Origin of the sequence: Halogeometricum pallidum JCM 14848, assembly GCF_000337095.1 — an archaeon.
Taxonomy (GTDB): Archaea; Halobacteriota; Halobacteria; order Halobacteriales; family Haloferacaceae; genus Halogeometricum; species Halogeometricum pallidum.
On record NZ_AOIV01000024.1, the window covers coordinates 32,825 to 47,020 of the forward strand.

The following is a 14,196-nucleotide window of genomic DNA, read 5'->3' on the forward strand; positions in this document are numbered from 1 at the left end:
CTACTCGTCTTCGTTCGCGTCCGCGTCCGAACCGCCGTCGCTGGCGAGTTCGGGCTTGTCCTTCGAGGCGTTCTCGATCGCGGCGTTGGCGAGGCGCGACTGGAAGCCGTGGTACTTCGCGACGCCGGTGGCGTCCTCCTGCGTGATGCCGCCGACCGTCTTCGTGTTGAACGAGGCGGCCTCCTCGGAGTAGACGGCGAACTCGGACTCGCGGGCGACGGGGCGGGTGCGGCCGCCGTCGAACTTGATGGTCACGGTGCCCGTCACGCGCGTCTGCGTCTCCGCGATGAACCCCTCCAGCGCCTTCACGAACGGCGCGTCGATGAGGCCCTGATAGCCCTTGTTGGCCCACTGCTGGTCTATCTGCGCTTTGAAGTCGCGCTCCTCCTTCGTGAGCACGAGCTGTTCGAGACCCTCGTGGGCGGTGAGAAGCGTCGTCGCCGCCGGGTGCTCGTAGTTCTCGCGCACCTTCAGCCCGAGCATGCGGTCCTCCATCATATCGGTGCGGCCGACGCCGTACTGCCCGGCGAGTTCGTTCAGATGCTCGATGAGGTCGGCGGGATCCATCTCCTCGCCGTCGACGGCGACGGGGTAGCCGTTCTCGAACTCGATTTCGACCGTTCCGGTCTCGCCCGACGGCGCCTCGGTCCACTCGTAGATGTCCTCCGGCGGAATGTAGCTCGGATCCTCCAGTTGGCCGCCCTCGATGGAACGGCTCCAGAGGTTCGTGTCGATGGACCAAACACCGTCGTTGCCGGCCTGCACCGGCAGGTCGTGCTCGTCGGCGTACTGCTTCTCCCACTCGCGGGTCAGACCCATCTCGCGGACGGGCGCGACGACCTCGAGATCCGAGGAGCGCCAGATTGCCTCGAAGCGGAGTTGGTCGTTACCCTTCCCGGTGCAACCGTGCGCGAGGGCGTCGCAGCCCTCCTCCTGGGCGACTTCGAGGATGGCCTGGGCGATGACCGGACGCGCCAGCGCCGTCCCGAGGGGGTAGCCTTGGTACGTCGCGTTCGCGCGAACGGAGTCGAAACAGAGGTCGGCGAACTCGTCTTTCGCGTCGACGACGTGGATGTCCAGGCCGTGCGCGTCCGCCGTCTGCTTGGCCTCCTCGAACTCCGATTCGGGCTGGCCGACGTCGACGGTGACGCCGACGACTTCGTCGTATCCGTACTCTTCCTGCAGCAGTGAGACGCAAACCGTCGTGTCCAGTCCGCCGCTGAACGCGAGTGCCACGCTTGTCATGTATCTCACTGTGGCCGTTCGGGGTTGATAAATTACACGGTGTTAAGTTACGAAATCAAGGGGTAGAGATGCCTATACGGGAGCTGAGCGCTTGAGAGTGTTCCAACGAACCGCCGAAGTGTAGTGTGTAGTAGGCCCTAAAGGGCCGGTCGTCGCGGTCGTCGGGCGCCGACGGGCCGCGTCGGGGGAGAAATCGCCGTCTCGGACGCCGAGCCGCCCGAACGCGCGGCTCTCGGTGTGCCACGAACGGCGACCGCCGAGACCCGCGTCATTGCGATACCTCTCCGAGTACGTCCTATTAAATCCTTTCGAGAGTGCAACGGTTGCCGCCCGGAGCGGCGGCCGACACGGGGGTCGATTCACCCCCCCGCCGGCTCGGTTCGTTCCTCGCCGTCGCGGAAGACGAGTCGTTCGACGACCGAGGACTGACCCATCAGGATCGTTCCGAGCATGCTCATCACGAGGACGTAGCCGACGGCGAACGCGGGGATGATCTCCCGCATGATCGGTGTCGACCCGCCGGCGGCGAGCGCTGCGATGACGAGCGAGAACTCCCCGCGGGGGACCATTCCGAGGCCGGCCCGGAGCGACCGGCGCTTCGAGAGGTCGTAGACGCGGCCGCCGAGATAGCCCGACAGCATCTTCGCGGGCGTCGTCAGCACCACCGCGACGACGAGGGGGACGGCCGCCGCGGCGAGCAGCGTCGGGTCGGTGCCGACGCCGATCCAGAAGAAGAACACCGCGCCGAACACGTCGCGGACCGGGGTCAGCCGACGCTCTATCTTCTCGCGGTGCCCGCTCGTGGCGAAGCCCATCCCGACGAAGAACGCCGCGACGGCCTCGCTCACGCCCAGCGCCAGCGCCGCCCCCGCGACAGGGACGACGACGGCTAGCGTCCGCAGGACGAACGCCTCCTGCTCAGAGACGTCGAGGACGCGCGAGAAGAACGCCGTCCCGTACTGGACGGCGACGAGGAGCAGTCCCAGAAAGCCGAACGCGACGGCCAACGACTGAACGATGCTCCCCATCCCGTCGCCGCCCCCGCCGAGCACCAAGGAAGTGACGACGGCGAGGTAGACGGCGATGAACAGGTCCTCGAAGACGAGCGTCCCCAACAGCGGTTCGGCTTCCGGGTTGGCGATCCACCCGAGGTCGATGAGCGACTTCGTGATGATGGCGCTGGAGGAGATGTAGACGATTCCTCCCAGCAGCAGCGACTCCACGAGCGACCACCCGAGGACGAGGCCGATGGCGATGCCCACCGGGAGGTTCACCGCGATGTCGACGACGCCCGAGCGGGTTATCTTCGTGCGCGACTCCAGCAGTCGGTCGAGGCTGAACTCCAGACCGAGAAAGAACAACAGGAGGACGATACCCACCTCCGCGAAGAGCGTCACTATCTCGCCGTTCTCGACGTACGGCAGGCCGAGGCGTCCGGCGACGAACGGGCCCGAGAGGACGCCGCCGACGACGTACAGGGGGATGACCGACAGACCGAGGCGGAGGGCGACGGCGCCGGCGACGGCGACGACGACGAACAGTTGACCGAGTTCGAGGAGGTCCGCCGCCATCAGTCGCCGCGCACCGTCGAGAGCACGTCGCGGCACGCGTCGGTCTGGCCGATGACGACGAGCGTGTCCCCCGCTTCGACGACGGCGTCGCCGCCGGGGGAGACGATGACGTCCTCGTTCTCCCGTTCGATGGCGATGACCGAGGCCCCCGTCGCCTGCCGGAGGTCCGACTCGGCGAGCGTCTTCCCCGCGACGGGCGAGTCGGGGCCGACCTCGACCCACTCCAACAGCGTGTCCTCGCCCAGGAGCGTCTCTATCCGGTCGGTCTGGACGGGCTGAAAGTACGCCCCTTCGAGGAGGGTTCCGACCTGCCTGGCGAGTTGGTCGGAGAGTTCGAACAGCTTCTCCGAGTCGCTGTCGGCGTCCGCCCGGCGGAACACCTCGCGCTTCCCGCTGTTGTGCGTCACGATGACGAGGCGGGCGCCGTCGCCCAGTTCGACCTCGTGCTTCTTTCCGACGCCCGGAAGGTCGCTCTCGTAGACAGTCACGGGCGAACTTCGGCGCCGGACGACAAAAGCGCTCCCCGACGCGACGGCTCCGTCCTCCCTCCTCGCCTCACACCGCCGGGACGTCCACGACCCACAGCACGGCGGCTATCGCCAGACACGCCGCGGGCGGGATGGAGGCGTTGTCGTCGATGACGTAACCGCGGACGACCGGTTTCATCCCGTCGGCGGCCGTCGCGCCCGCCGACCCCGCGACGGCGGCCAGGAGGCCGACGCTCCCCGCGAGGGGATACAGGATGGGCGCGCTGACGGCCAGACAGACGAGGAACATCGCGGCCAGCGTCCGGAGGCGCTTGGACTCGCCCGCCTCTCGCGTCCGCCCGAGTAGCCCGCTCACCGGGTCGCCGACGGCGAGCATCAACATCCCCGGCACCGCGACGTACGGCTCGAAGACGAGGGCGACGGCGGTCATGCTGTACATGTAGAGCGCGTAGCCCGCGAGGTTCGTCTGCTCGTACGACCGGGTGAGTTCGTCGTATATCGCCCAGTCGAGACCGACGCGGAGGCGCAGGAACTCCAGGACGGTGACGACGGCCGAGAACAGGAGCATCATGAGGGTGAGCCGTCGCCACGAGATGACGTCGAGGAGGTAGCCGAGCGGAACGGCAGCGCCGCTGACGTGGACGAGACGGCGTTTGACCTCGCTCTTCGAGAGGAAGGAGAGGCTCACCGTCGCCTCAGGCGTCCGCTAGCTCGCCGTAGTTCTCGGCCAGTTCGTCGAACGTCCGGTCGCCGCGCCGCACCGCGCCGAGTTCGTCGGCGAGGGCGCCGACGGGCGCGCGGACCTGTCGGCCGGAGTCGCGTTCCCGGATGGTGACGGTGGTCTCGCCGGCGCCCTCCAGACCGTCGCGGTCGACGGTGACACAGAACGGCGTGCCGACCTCGTCCTGCCGGCGGTAGCGGCGGCCGATGCTGCCGGAGTCGTCGTAGACGACGGAGAAGCCGGCGGTCCGCAGGTCCGCGACGATGTCGTCTGCGAGGTCGACCAGTTCGTCGACGTTGCTCACGAGGGGGAACACGCCAACGTCGCGGGGGGCGACGCCGGGCGACAGCGAGAGATACGTCCGCTCCTCGCCGTCCACTTCGTCCTCCTCGTAGGCGTGCGCGAGGAGCGTGTACACCGTCCGGTCGACGCCGAAGGAGGGTTCGACGACGTGCGGCGTGATGTGTTCGCCGCTGATGGTCTGCTCCTCGACGGCGAAGTTCGCCACGTCCGTCGGGACGGCGTACTCCTCGCCGTCCGCCTCGACGGTCACCTCCTCGTCGTCGAAGGCGTCCGGGTCGCGTTCGGCCAACGCTTCGAGCGCCTCCTTCACGTCGCCCGCGGCGCCGCCGAACTCGGGACCGAGGACGGACATATCGGGGTCGACGACGGCGCGTTCGACCGTCTTCGGTTCGTCGTACTGCCGGAAGACGGTGAAGTCGTCGTCGGCGTGTTCGCCGTGCTTCGAGAGGTCGTAGTCGGAGCGATAGGAGAAGCCCGCTATCTCTATCCAGTCGCCGTCCACCTCGCTCTCGGCGTCCCAGCAGTCGCTGGAGTAGTGGGCGCGTTCGCCCGCGAGATGCTGGCGGAACCGGAATCGGTCCATGTCGACGCCGATGCGCTCGTACCAACCCTGCGCGATACCGAGGAAGTAGCCCAGCCACGCGTTGCCGATGATTCCCTCCTCGACGGCGTCGCCGACGGTGGTCTCGATATACTCGCCGTCGTCGGCCTCCTGTTCGGTCGCCGGGTAGAGCAGCAGTTCGGTGTCCTCGACGGCCGACAGGTCCGGTTCGTCCCGCTCGGGGTCGATGAACTGCTCTAACTCCGCCTGCGTGAACTCCCGCGTGCGGACGATGCTCTTGCGCGGCGAAATCTCGTTGCGGTAGGCCCGACCCACCTGCGTCACGCCGAACGGGAGGCGGTTGCGGGCGTACTCCTTGATGCGCGGGAACTCGACGAAGATGCCCTGCGCCGTCTCCGGGCGGAGGTAGCCGGGCGTGGAGGACCCGGGGCCGATGTTCGTCTCGAACATGAGGTTGAAGTTCGTCACCGACTGGCCCGCCAGGTCGGCGCCGCAGTTCGGACAGACGAGTTCGAGGCTGGCTATCTCTTCGGCCGCCGCTTCGAGAGAGAGCGTCTCGGCGTCCTCCAACTCGGAGTTGTCCTCGATGAGGTGGTCCGCGCGGTGGGACTCGCCGCACTCGGGGCACTCGACGAGCATGTCGTCGAAGCCGTCGAGGTGACCCGACGCCTCGAAGACGGGTTCGGGCATGATGGTCGGAGCGTCTATCTCCATGTTGCCCTCCTGCGTCGCGAAGCGGTCGCGCCACGCGTCCTCGACGTTGGACTTCAGCGCGGCGCCCTGCGGGCCGTAGGTGTAGAAGCCGGAGGCGCCGCCGTAGGCGTCGCTGGACCCGAAGTAGTAGCCGCGGCGCTTCGCCAGTTCGGTGAGGCGTTCGCCCTCAGTTCGGTCCTCCGCCATTACAGCGCCTCCAGCAGGTCCACGTCGCGGACGATGCCGACGAGTTGGTCGCCGCTGACCAGCGGAATCTGCTCGATATCCTCCGTAATCATCGCCTGCGCCGCCTCCACGGCGGAGGTGCGCTTCGAGACGGTCACCATCTCCGTGCTCATGAACTTCGAGACGGGTTCGGCCGGAATCTCGACGTTACGGGTGGGGATGTACCGACTGCCGACGGCTTTGATCCCCTCCCACATCCAGTCGTTGTCCTGGGTCGCCACCGACTCGCCCGTCTCCTCTTCGCCCTCGACGACGCGCGCCACGTCGATGATGTCGACTTCGGTGAGGATGCCGGACATGGTGCCGTCGTCGTCGAGGGCGACGGCGTAGGGGACGTTGGCGTAGAATATCTCCCGCTCGGCGACGGTCAGGGGGGTGCTCTCGTACGTCGTGTTCACGTCGCGGGAGGCGACGTCCGCGGCGGCGACGTCGAGTCCGACCTCCTCGCGCGCGATGGCCCGAATCACGTCGGTGACCGTGATGATACCTTCGAGTTCGCCGTCGACGACGGGGACGCGGCGGGTGTCCTCCTCGACCATGAGGCGGGCCACCTCCTCGACGCTGGCGCCGACGCTCGTCGTCGGCACCTCGTGCATCAGGACGGCGAGTTGGTCCTCGTCGGGGTGTTCGATGAGGTCCTCGCGGGTGACGATGCCGCGAAACGCCTCCCCGTCGTCGGTCGGTTTGACGACCGGCACGGAGGAGAAGCCGCGCTCTTGGAGGTACTCCAACACGTCGTCGCGGGTGCCGGGAAGTTCCACGGTCACCACGTCCTCTCGCGGCGTCATCGCGTCGGCTACGTTCATACCCCGTCGTACTTGCCGCCTCCTCTTGTAGTCTGCGAAGGTCTGCGACGCGCTCTCGCGGTCACGTCTCGGGGTTACCCGCCGCGCTTCGACCGGCGCCCGCCCGAACGACCCGAACGCCTCCTCGCCGCCGCCCTCCGCGGACGGACCACGAAGACGCGCGTCTCGTTCTCCCGTCGCTTCCCCGGTCTCGGTGCCGAGGCAACCGCCACGCCGCGGGAATGGAGCCGTTCCGACGAGTTTATGTACGGTTGTCACACAGTATCATACATGACGCCGAATGCGACGGCTGCGTCCGACGCGTCGCGCGCCGAGGTGATGGCCTCGGTAGACTCTACCCCCTCCTGCCCGGAGTTCGTTATCGCGGACATCTCCTGCGACGACGCGTGGCTCTCGATGTGCGAAACCGAGGCGCCGTCGCTTCGAGACTGGGCCTGACGCGCCCCGCGAACCCGCGGGCGCGGCACGTCCGCGGTTCGACCCGTTTCCGCCGAGCGTCTCCGGTTCCGACGACGCTCGACGCTTTTTCGGCCGATTTCGCCGCCGAGCGGCGTCTCCGCCAATGTACCGCGGGAGACGGGTCGCCCGCGTCCGGACCTGCCGGCCGCGAACACTGAACACTTTTGACGGTCCCACGCAAGTTCTCGGCTATGAACTATCGGTCAGTCGAGTCCAGTCGCGAGTTCCTCGTCTCTCTGGACCACGGGGCGGACTGGCGCGAGGAGATAGAGGAGTTCGCCGAACTGGAGGACATCGAGTCGGCGTGGTTCAACGCCATGGGGGCAGTGCAGGACGCCGAGGTGTGGTTCTACGACCAGACCGAACAGGACTACCGCTCGGTGACGTTCGACGAACCGCTCGAAGTCGCCGCCTGCGTCGGCAACGTCGCCCTCCTCGACGGCGACCCGTTCGCGCACACGCACGCCGTCCTCTCCCGTCGGAGCGGACAGTCGCTCGCGGGTCACCTCAACGCCGCCACCGTGTTCGCGGGTGAGGTGTACATCCGCGCGTTCGAGGAACCCCTCGAACGCGAACACGACGACGTGACCGACCTCGACCTCTGGTTGTAAGCCGTGCACGAGGACGACGAACGGTACTTCGCGCGCATCGAGGACCGTCTCGACGAGGCGTTCGACCTCGCGCGCGCGGCGAAAGAGCAGGGACGCGACCCGCGACCCGAGGTGGAGATTCCGGTCGCCAAGGACATGGCAGACCGCGTGGAGAACATCCTCGAAATCCCGGGCGTCGCCGAACGCGTCCGCGAACTGGAGGGGGAGATGTCGCGCGAGGAGGCCGCCCTCGAACTCGTCAACGACTTCGTGGAGGGCAGCGTCGGCGACTACGACTCCCGCGCCGGGAAGGTCGAAGGGGCGGTCCGAACGGCCGTCGCCCTCCTCACCGAGGGGGTCGTCGCCGCGCCCATCGAGGGCATCGACCGCGTCGAGATTCTGGAGAACGACGACGGCACCGAGTTCGTCAACGTCTACTACGCCGGCCCGATTCGCTCCGCCGGCGGGACGGCGCAGGCGCTCTCGGTTCTCGTCGCCGACTTCGCCCGGTCGCTCCTCGGCATCGACGAGTACAAGGCCAGAGACATCGAGACCGAACGCTACGCCGAGGAGGTCGCCCTCTACGACAAGGAGACGGGCCTGCAGTACTCCCCGAAGGACAAGGAGACGAAGTTCATCGCGGAGCACATGCCCATCATGCTCGACGGCGAGGCGACGGGCGACGAAGAGGTGTCCGGGTTCCGCGATTTGGAACGCGTCGACACCAACTCCGCCCGCGGCGGGATGTGTCTCGTCCTCGCCGAGGGCATCGCCCTCAAGGCGCCGAAGATTCAGCGGTACACGCGGCAACTCGACGAGGTCGATTGGCCGTGGCTACAGGACCTCATCGACGGCACCTACTACGACGACGGCGGCGAAGGCGAGGGTGAGAGCGACGGTGCCGACGCCGACGACGCGGACGCCGACGGCGGAGGCGCGGACGATGCGGACGACGCGGACGACGACTCGCCCGAACCGCCCGGCCCCGCCCGCGTCGAACCCGCGGCGAAGTACCTCCGCGACCTCATCGCCGGTCGGCCCGTCTTCGGCCACCCGAGCGAGTCGGGCGGCTTCCGCCTCCGATACGGTCGCTCCCGCAACCACGGGTTCGCCACCGCGGGCGTCCACCCGGCGACGATGCATCTCGTCGACGACTTCCTCGCCACCGGGACGCAGATAAAGACCGAACGCCCGGGGAAGGCCGGCGGCGTCATCCCCGTCGACTCCATCGAGGGGCCGACGGTCCGCCTCGCCAACGGCGACGTGCGCCGCATCGACGACCCCGCGGAGGCGCTCGAAATCCGCAACGGCGTCGAGGAGATTCTCGACCTCGGGGAGTATCTCGTCAACTTCGGCGAGTTCGTCGAGAACAACCACCCTCTCGCGCCCGCCTCGTACGTCTACGAGTGGTGGGTGCAGGAGTTCGAGTCCGCCGGCGGGCCCGTGCAGGCCCTCGAAGACGACCCGGGCGTCGACCTCGAACACCCGAACCCCGAGAAGGCGTTCGAGTGGGCCACCGAGTACGACTGCCACCTCCATCCCGACTACACCTACGTCTGGCACGACATCTCGGTGGCGGAGTTCGAGACGCTCGCGGACGCCGCCGCGTCGGGACGAATCGCCGGCGTCGACGAGGGACGTTCGTCAGGCCCCCGGACGCAGTCCGACGAAGTCGAGTCCGACGGCGGGATGGTCGTCCGCCCGGACGCCCCCGACGCCGCCGACGGCGTCCTCGAACTGGACCGGACGCCGGACCTCTCTCGGATACTCGAACGCCTCCTCGTCGAACACACGCGGACAGAGGAAACGCTCCGCGTGCCGAACTGGCGACTCCTCGTTCGCTCGCTGGGTCTCTCCGAGTTGCTGGAACGGGAGTGGACCGACCTCTCTCCCGAGGCGCGCGAGTGGGAGGGCGGCGACAACGCCGTGAAGGCCGTCAACGAAGTCGCCCCCTTCGACGTGCGCGAACGCGCCCCGACCCGCATCGGCAACCGGATGGGCCGCCCCGAGAAATCGGAGTCCCGCGACCTCTCGCCGGCGGTCCACACGCTCTTTCCCATCACCGAGATGGGCGGCAACCAACGCGACGTGGGCGAGGCGGCCCGCGCCCGCAACGACCGCGGTCAGCGCGGCAAACTGGACGTCCTCGTCGGCGATCGGGCCTGCCCGGACTGCGGACAACACACGTACAAGAACCGCTGTCCCGACTGCGAGGTGCACACCGAACCGCACTTCGAGTGCGAGGACTGCGGCACCGTCATCGAACCCGACGAGTCCGGCCGCGTCTACTGCGAGCGCTGCGAACGCGAGGTCGAGAGCGTCGACTGGTTCACCGTCGACCTCGCGACGGAACTTCGCTCCGCGTTAGAGAGCGTCGGCGAACGCGAGTCCTCGTACCCCATTCTGAAGGGCGTGAAGGGGCTCACCTCCGCGAACAAGACGCCCGAACCCATCGAGAAGGGCGTCTTGCGGGCCAAACACGGCGTTTCCTCGTTCAAGGACGGCACGGTCCGCTACGACATGACCGACCTGCCGGTCACCTCCGTCAGACCCGCCGAACTGGACGTCACCGTCGACCACTTCCGCGAACTCGGCTACGAGACGGACATCGACGGCGAACCGCTCCGGTTCGACGACCAACTGGTCGAACTGAAGGTGCAGGACGTCGTCCTCTCGGACGGCGCAGCCGAGCACATGCTGAAGACGGCCGACTTCGTGGACGACCTCCTGACGAAATTCTACGGGTTGGAACCGTTCTACCAGGTCGAAGAGCGAGACGAACTCATCGGCGAACTCGTGTTCGGGATGGCGCCGCACACCTCCGCCGCCGTCGTGGGACGAGTGGTCGGTTTCACCTCGGCAGCCGTCGGCTACGCGCATCCGTACTTTCACGCGGCCAAGCGCCGGAACTGCGACGGCGACGAGGACTGCGTCATGCTCCTCATGGACGGCCTCCTGAACTTCTCGAAGGAGTACCTCCCGGACAAGCGCGGCGGACAGATGGACGCGCCCCTCGTGATGTCCTCGCGCATCGACCCCTCCGAGATAGACGACGAGGCGCACAACATGGACATCGTGCGGCGCTACCCCGAATCGTTCTACGAGGCGTCCCTTCGGATGGCCGACCCCGGAGAGGTCGAAGACGACATCAAACTCGGCGAGGACACCCTCGGTACCGACGAGGAGTACCGCGGGTTCGAGCACACTCACGACACCTCGGACATCGCCCTCGGCCCCGACCTCTCGGCGTACAAGACGCTCGGGTCGATGATGGACAAGATGGACGCGCAACTCGAACTCGCTCGGAAACTCCGCGCCGTCGACGAGACGGACGTGGCCGAACGCGTCATCGAGTACCACTTCCTCCCGGACCTCATCGGTAACCTCCGCGCCTTCTCCAGACAGCAGACGCGGTGTCTCGACTGCGGGGAGAAGTACCGGCGGATGCCACTGACGGGCGACTGCCGGGAGTGCGGCGGCCGCGTCAACCTCACCGTCCACCGCGGGTCCGTGAACAAGTACATGGACACCGCGATTCAGGTCGCCGAGGAGTTCGGCTGTCGCGACTACACGAAACAGCGCCTCGAAGTCCTCGAAAAGAGCCTCGAATCCGTCTTCGAGAACGACAAGAACAAGGCGTCGAAGTTGGGCGACTTCATGTGAGCCCACCTTTTTACTTCGTCGGGTCGCGCTCCGCGCGACCGCTCCTCGCAAAAAGCTGGATCAAAAAGATTCCGCGGACTCGCTCACTTCGTTCGCTCGCCGCGGCCTCCGTCCTCGTGTTCCCCGCGCCGCACAGCACCGCTCTCTGATGTCGCCCGTTCCTCACCCCGCTGGCCCGATACCGTGCAGGCCGTCGGCGGCGTCGACGTACACCGCGCTACCCACCGGCGTGACGCCGTAGACGCCCTGCATAATCTGGTCCGATACCTGTACCTCGGGCGTCCGGTACGACCACAGACCTTCGCCCGTCGTCGCGTCGTAAGCGTAGAGCCACCCATCCTGCCGAGCGTAGAGGACGTCTCCCGCGCGACAGATCGGTTCGGCACGGCGACCGAATTCCCTCACCTGCGCGCCGTCTTCGGCGTCGAGTGCAAGCATCGCGTCGCCTGCGCCGCCGACGTAGACGGTTCCGCCGGCGACGACGGGCGGGCCGGGGCGGTTCCGGAACGGGCCCGTCCGCCACTCGACGCTCCCGTCACTCGCGTTCAGAGCGTACACTCGGTCGTCTTCGTTGCCGACGTGCCCCGCGACGTACGCCGTCCCGTCGGAGACGACGACGTTCGCCCACCGGTCGTGAACCGTGTCGGTCACGAATCGCTCCTCGCCGGTGGCGAGTTCGACGGCGCGGATGTCCGCTTCGGTGGAGACGAAAACGGCACCGTCGCCGACGGCGGGCGTGGAGTTCGAGTCAAACCCTGACTCGTACGTCCAGCGCTCGGTGCCGTCGAAGTCGAACGCCGAAAGTTGCGGCTCCGTCTCGGTGAATCCGCCGCAGTTGACGAGGAGTGCGTCGTCTACGACGGTCGGCGCGCCCTGTATCCCTCTCGTCCGGGGGCCGCGCCACAGCACTTCGTCGCGGTCGGTGGCGAGACAGAACACTTCGGCGAACGTCGTGACGAACGCCCGGTCGTCGGCGACGGCGGGTGGACTGTTCGTGCCGTAATCGACGAGTTCGGTCCGTGAACGAACAGTAGCCGTCGCAGGGTCGCGCCGGGTAAAGTCCGTCGTCTCGTCGCCCACGTGGAGGTTGTAGAGCGCCCCGTCAGCGACGCTCGGAACGTGCCCGCCGTTGAGCGACCAGTAGCCCACGCCGTCGCGGAGACCCTCGGCCTCGGACGCGTACCCGGTGTTCCCCGCGTCGAAACGGTACTGCGGCCACGACCCGTCGGGGTTCAGGGGCGGGTCGCCGGGCGGCGTCCGCGTGAGGCGTTCGTCCGGTCCGTCGGTCGGTCCGTACGTCTCGGTAGCGGGCGGCGACTCCGTCGGCGTCGCCGTCGACGGGCGAGGTGGTGCGTCGGTCGGCGAGGACGCGTCGTCTCCCCGCGAAGCGCACCCCGCGGCGGCCGCGAGGGCGAGACCGGATAGTTGGAGGAATGATCGGCGGGTCGAACGTCGGTCCGAACGGCGCGGTGGAGGGCGCATATGCGCCGTTCGAAAAATCGGTACGAGTACTTTGTGGAGAATCGCCGACGTGATTTATTTCCTCGGCCGTCGAACCATCTCATATGGCCGACGAAAAACCGCGTGTCAGCGTGGGGAGTACCGTATACACCGAAGACGGCGAGGAACTCGGCACCGTTCGCGGGTTCGACGACGACGGCTTCTACGTGTCGACCCGGGAGGGTATCGTTAGTCTCTCGGTCGAACACGAGCGCTCGGGCCACGAGTTCGGCGAGGCGGAACTCATGTGGCGCTGTGCCGAGTGCGGCGAGATGGGTGACGTGGAGGAGATGCCCGACGCCTGTCCGAACTGCGACGCGCCCAAGGAAGAACTGTACTACTGGACCGAGGACTGACCCGGACCGCCGGACCCGACCGCTTTTTTGGACCGCCGTCAACCGATCGGCATGGATGTACTCGTCTTCGGCGCCGGTAGCCTCGGGACGCTTGCCGGTGCGCTTCTCGCGCGCGCACACCACGTGACGCTCGTCGGCCGCGACCCGCACGTCTCGCGCGTCCGCGAGGAGGGCGTCCGCGTCTCCGGGGCCGTCGAGGCTCGCACGACGCCCGCCGCGACGACGGAGTACGACGGCTCCGACGCCGATTTGGTCGTCGTGACGGTGAAGTCGTTCGACACGTCCGCGGCCGCGGACGCCCTCGCGACGGGGGCGTTCGACGCCGCTCTCTCCCTCCAGAACGGCCTCGTGGAGGACGAACTCGCGGCGCGACTCGACGCACCAGTTCTGGCAGGGACCGCCACCTACGGCGCGCGCCTCGTCGAACCCGGTCACGTCGAGTGCACCGGCGTCGGGCGCGTCGTCCTCGGCGCGAGGGGCGGCGGCACCGACCCGCGCGCCGAACGGGTCGGCAAGACGTTCCGCGACGCCGGTATCGAGACGCTCGTCGCGGCGGACATGCCCCGCCGCCGGTGGGAGAAACTCGCGGTCAACGCGGGTATCAACGCCGTCACCGCCCTCGCCCGTGTCGAGAACGGCGCGCTGGCCGACGACCCCGGGCGCACCCTCGCCCGCCGGGCGGCCCGCGAGACGGCCCGCGTCGCCCGCGCCGAGGGTATCCCGTTGTCGAATCGCCGCGCCCTCACGTCGCTGGCGGAGGTGGTCGACGCGACGGCCGCCAACCGCTCTTCGACGCTGCAGGACGTGGACGCGGGGACGCGGACCGAAGTTGACGCTATCAACGGCGCCGTGGTCGAACGCGGCGAGAAACACCGCCTCGACGTTCCGACGAACCGGACGCTGGCGGACCTGCTCCGGACGTGGGAGGCCGGACGGGGCGTCCGGGAGATGTAATCGGACCGCGCTCTGCCTCCGGAGTCGCGCCAGTGAAGG

12 protein-coding genes are annotated in these 14,196 nt (G+C 67.8%); 5 read left to right on the forward strand and 7 right to left on the reverse strand.

What is annotated here, in order from left to right:
• From C474_RS10190 to C474_RS10215, 6 genes are all read right to left on the reverse strand, one after another.
• Complete coding sequence (locus C474_RS10190) at positions 1-1,245, reverse strand: argininosuccinate synthase (protein WP_008386493.1); 1,245 nt, start codon at positions 1,243-1,245, stop codon at positions 1-3.
• Positions 1,246-1,604: 359 nt separating this feature from the next.
• Positions 1,605-2,816 carry a cation:proton antiporter gene (locus tag C474_RS10195; protein WP_008386494.1) on the reverse strand — a complete coding sequence of 404 codons (1,212 nt, stop codon included), beginning with the start codon at positions 2,814-2,816 and terminating at the stop codon, positions 1,605-1,607.
• Complete coding sequence (locus C474_RS10200; protein WP_008386495.1) at positions 2,816-3,304, reverse strand: cation:proton antiporter regulatory subunit; 489 nt, start codon at positions 3,302-3,304, stop codon at positions 2,816-2,818. The genes C474_RS10195 and C474_RS10200 overlap by 1 nt, the downstream gene beginning before the upstream one ends.
• Positions 3,305-3,371: 67 nt before the next feature.
• The gene (locus C474_RS10205; protein ID WP_008386496.1) at positions 3,372-3,992 is read right to left on the reverse strand and encodes a diacylglycerol/polyprenol kinase family protein; all 621 of its coding nucleotides are present in this window, start codon (positions 3,990-3,992) and stop codon (positions 3,372-3,374) included.
• Between the two features lie 7 nt (positions 3,993-3,999).
• Positions 4,000-5,790: a glycine--tRNA ligase gene (gene glyS, locus C474_RS10210; protein WP_008386497.1), complete on the reverse strand. Its 1,791-nt coding sequence runs from the start codon at positions 5,788-5,790 to the stop codon at positions 4,000-4,002.
• A complete protein-coding gene (locus C474_RS10215; RefSeq protein ID WP_008386498.1) occupies positions 5,790-6,635 on the reverse strand; it encodes a CBS domain-containing protein in 846 nt (281 codons plus the stop codon). Before C474_RS10215 ends, glyS begins: the two co-directional genes overlap by 1 nt.
• A 270-nt stretch (positions 6,636-6,905) precedes the next feature.
• On the opposite strand from C474_RS10215, the gene C474_RS22605 reads away from it, so the two are divergent.
• From C474_RS22605 to C474_RS10225, 3 genes are all read left to right on the forward strand, one after another.
• Entirely contained in the window at positions 6,906-7,073 is a 168-nt protein-coding gene (locus tag C474_RS22605; protein ID WP_169330566.1) for a DUF7556 family protein, read from the forward strand.
• A gap of 212 nt (positions 7,074-7,285) precedes the next feature.
• Complete coding sequence (locus tag C474_RS10220) at positions 7,286-7,705, forward strand: PPC domain-containing DNA-binding protein (protein WP_008386509.1); 420 nt, start codon at positions 7,286-7,288, stop codon at positions 7,703-7,705.
• A 3-nt stretch (positions 7,706-7,708) separates the two neighbouring features.
• Entirely contained in the window at positions 7,709-11,347 is a 3,639-nt protein-coding gene (locus C474_RS10225; protein ID WP_008386510.1) for a DNA polymerase II large subunit, read from the forward strand.
• Between the two features lie 162 nt (positions 11,348-11,509).
• Here the strand turns inward: C474_RS10225 and C474_RS10230 are convergent, their stop codons facing one another.
• Positions 11,510-12,829 (reverse strand): PQQ-binding-like beta-propeller repeat protein, encoded by a 1,320-nt coding sequence (locus C474_RS10230; protein WP_008386511.1) that lies wholly within the window; start codon positions 12,827-12,829, stop codon positions 11,510-11,512.
• An 83-nt stretch (positions 12,830-12,912) separates the two neighbouring features.
• Between C474_RS10230 and C474_RS10235 the strand changes: the two genes are divergently transcribed.
• Positions 12,913-13,203: a DUF7130 family rubredoxin-like protein gene (locus C474_RS10235; protein ID WP_008386512.1), complete on the forward strand. Its 291-nt coding sequence runs from the start codon at positions 12,913-12,915 to the stop codon at positions 13,201-13,203.
• Positions 13,204-13,254: 51 nt separating this feature from the next.
• Positions 13,255-14,157, forward strand: a complete 903-nt coding sequence (locus C474_RS10240) for a ketopantoate reductase family protein (protein ID WP_008386513.1) — start codon at positions 13,255-13,257, stop codon at positions 14,155-14,157.
• Positions 14,158-14,196: the final 39 nt, after the last annotated feature.